Here is a 2,211-nt window from a genome sequence, read left to right on the forward strand (position 1 = left end):
CCGAGCTGCAACAGGCGACCGAGCAGCAAAACCGCTTCGGCCCCTACGCGCGACAGATCGAGGCCGATGTCCTGCGCAGCCTCGGCTGACCCGTGCCCGGCGGGACAGGCAACCGACCCCGCCGACCTTAAACCCTCCGCACCCGCAACGCCGGCGCTGTGCAGGTCAGATCGTCAGACAACCACACTGCACCGGCACTTTAGATCGACAACGACGGGCGAAACGAGACGGCGCGCTTGACCCTGACAAACGTGCAGCACCAAAAGGGTTTGGGGGTCGAACACCAGCACATCCTTGACGCCCTGAGAGAGATAAAAGGGCGGGCCGATCTCTAAGTCTTTTGCCTCGTATCCCTTGCTGACGACCTCGACGACCGCCTCGGGCACCATCGTCAAAACGCTGTCCTGCTCCGCCTCGCCGGGCTCACGACAGAAGATGGAGATGTCGGGTCGTTTCAACCCGTTCGGGAACTGGATGTAGACGTCAAGTGCGTGAACGCAGTCGCAATTGCCGCCCTCCAACCGTCCGATCGAAGCGGCGATCCGCTCGACATGCTTCTGATGCCGATACAGCGGCTGCGCCTCCCAGATCGCCAGCCCATTGACGACCTCCAACCGCACCCCGAGCTCATCCGACCGCAGCACAAGCTGTTGCAGATCCATCGATACCCCCGACGTATTTCCGCATTAAACCGCGCCCAGTGCGGTATGCGATGTTTTTGGATGGGATCGGCCCCGGCGGATTTGACGACCGCTGGAGACGGCGCGGTATAAACAACACCCGAACATCGCATCGCCTCACCCAAGCATTCGACACCCTCGAATCGCGTCCGCTCCAACGCCTGGTGATCCAAACCAGACTGGATCCATGCAAAAACCTCGCAGAGCGCTCGAAGACGCGATTTGAGCAGCATAACGACGGGCTATCAAATTATTTCAATCGCTTGCCGATGCAGCTCGACAAGGGAATCTCAGCGAACCCCGATACTCGTTCGGCCACGCGCCACTCATGTTTCGGGAATCCCCGGCATCGCGTTGCCCCAATCGGCGTAAAAGGACAGAAACCTCAAGAACAGACCGACGCGACCGGCCGCGCCAAGCCCGTGCGGACACACGGCAAACACGGCCCGCTTTGCATCGGAACACGGCTGGCGCAGACTCTTTCCTCTTACCATGTAAGAGGCAGAACACACACAATGTCGACCGTGACCGTTTCGGATAAGGGCCAAGTCGTCATCCCCGCCGCGATCCGTCAGCGGCTCGGGATCGCACCGGGCAGCAAACTGGATTTCGAGCTCGAAGGCGACAGCATCCGGGTCCGAATACTCCGCACCATCAAGCAGACGCGACCCGAGGACGGCTTCGGGCTGCTGAGGTGCGACCGGCCCGGAGCGCGCAACCTGTCGGACTTCGACGTCGCCACCGCGATGCGGGACGAGCGCGATGATTGTTCTTGATACCGACATCCTGGCGCGCTTCTATGTCGATGACCCCGGCGACCCGGAGTCGGCCAAACAACGACCGATCGCCTACGAGATCTTCACCACGAACCCCAACCTCTTCGTCCCGCTCACTGTTTTTTTGGAGCTCGAATGGGTGCTGCGCGCCTTCTACCGCTTCGACGCGGCACAGGTGATCCAGGTCATGAAGCACCTGCTGGGGCTGCCGAACGTCAACGTGGAGGAGGTCGACCGGATCGCGGCCGCGCTGGAGCTTCTCGAACAGGGTCTGGACTTCGCCGATGCGCTTCATCTCGCCGGAAACCGCCACTGCGAGGCGCTCTATACCTTCGATGACCGTCGGTTTGCGCGACGCGCGCGACGCTTGGAACTCCGCACTCGGATTGTGGTTCCCGGCTCCGAGTCGTCCTCAATGGCGCCGTGAACGGAAAACCCACGAGGGATGCGAGGGCACCCCGAAGCCAGTCGTCTCGGAACAACGACTCGACAGCATGATGCAGACAGGAGCCTCGATGGCCAGTCAGGATTCGAACAACAACGACCTCGAGGCGCGCTGGCAGAACCTGCAGAACCAGGCCATCCGGCCCGATATCGCCACGCTGATCGACGACGCCATCCTCGCCGTCGAGCGCGACAACCCGAATCTCAAGGGTAAGCTGCCGCGCGACTACGCCCGCCGCAGCATCGCGCCCGAAAAGCTCAAGGGCCTGATCGACCTGATCGCCGACATCGGTTTCAAAGGCGATCGAGCC

Annotated in this window: 3 protein-coding genes and 1 pseudogene; 3 read left to right on the forward strand and 1 reads right to left on the reverse strand. The window is 61.7% G+C overall.

Features of this window, described 5'->3' with window-relative positions:
* Positions 1-173 precede the first annotated feature (173 nt).
* Complete coding sequence (locus GPT33_RS18790) at positions 174-662, reverse strand: Uma2 family endonuclease (protein WP_296812191.1); 489 nt, start codon at positions 660-662, stop codon at positions 174-176.
* A 50-nt stretch (positions 663-712) separates the two neighbouring features.
* Here GPT33_RS18790 and GPT33_RS18795 point away from each other — a divergent pair, with 50 nt between their 5' ends.
* From GPT33_RS18795 to GPT33_RS18805, 3 genes and pseudogenes are all read left to right on the forward strand, one after another.
* Positions 713-1,456, forward strand: coding sequence for an AbrB/MazE/SpoVT family DNA-binding domain-containing protein (locus GPT33_RS18795; RefSeq protein ID WP_296812193.1), 744 nt, complete (start codon positions 713-715; stop codon positions 1,454-1,456).
* Complete coding sequence (locus tag GPT33_RS18800; protein ID WP_296812196.1) at positions 1,443-1,883, forward strand: type II toxin-antitoxin system VapC family toxin; 441 nt, start codon at positions 1,443-1,445, stop codon at positions 1,881-1,883. Before GPT33_RS18795 ends, GPT33_RS18800 begins: the two co-directional genes overlap by 14 nt.
* 67 nt (positions 1,884-1,950) lie before the next feature.
* A pseudogene (locus GPT33_RS18805) lies at positions 1,951-2,211 on the forward strand (hypothetical protein); the annotation flags it as partial.

Source organism: Thiocapsa sp. (genome assembly GCF_011390875.1).
In the GTDB taxonomy this organism is placed as follows: Bacteria; Pseudomonadota; Gammaproteobacteria; order Chromatiales; family Chromatiaceae; genus Thiocapsa.